This window comes from Pseudomonas sp. GQ91 (assembly GCF_059758795.1).
In genome coordinates this window covers 1-756 of sequence record NZ_JCAXED010000049.1, presented here as the reverse complement: position 1 = coordinate 756, position 756 = coordinate 1, and the positions used below count along the sequence as shown (strand labels likewise).

At 59.5% G+C, this 756-nt stretch carries 1 protein-coding gene; it reads right to left on the bottom strand.

All coding sequences use genetic code 11. The features are described from left to right. The coding region (locus tag AC6CIA_RS26350; protein ID WP_498316080.1) for an ABC transporter permease subunit at window positions 1-625 on the bottom strand (625 nt) is incomplete at its 3' end. Window positions 626-756: the final 131 nt, after the last annotated feature.

The following is a 756-nucleotide window of genomic DNA, read 5'->3' as shown; positions in this document are numbered from 1 at the left end:
GCGCCGCCTCCTGATTGCCGCCGATGGCCATGGTGTTGCGCCCATAGGTGGTGTAGTTCAGCAGCCAGCCGAAAAACACAAAGCACAGCACGGTAATCACGATGGGCACCGGCACGCCAAACAGCTGACCGTTGCCGAAGACGAAAAAATCTTCGTTCATCACGCCGACGGCTTTGCCGTTGGAAAAGATATAGGCCAGCCCGCGCACGATTTGCATGGTCGCCAAGGTCGCGATCAACGCATTGATCCGTAGCTTGGCGATGACAATGCCGTTGATCAGGCCCACCACCAGCCCCATGGCCAGGGCGGCACAGACGCCGAAGAACACGCTATCGGTGTCGCGCATCACAACCCCCGCGACCACCCCCGAACAGGCGATCACCGAGCCCACCGACAAGTCGAAGTGCCCTGAAGCCAGGCAGAACAGCATGGTGCAGGCGGCAATCCCCACGGTGGAAATCGCCAATCCCAGGCCACGCATGTTCAGCGGCGAGAGGAAGTTGTCGATAAACACGGCGCTGAGCAAAAAGATGCTCAATGCCGCCAGCAGCATGACCCATTCGTCGAGAAACTTGCGCTGGTTGAACGCCGGCCAGAAGCCTCTCGCGGTTTTTACCTGTGACATACCCACCTCTTATTCTTCAATCCCGCGAGCGCGGGAGAGCCAATTGCAGCAGCCGAGCCTCATCCGCTTGATCGCGGATCAGCTCGCCGGCCAGGGCGCCTTCGCTCATCACCAGGATACGATCGGAGATA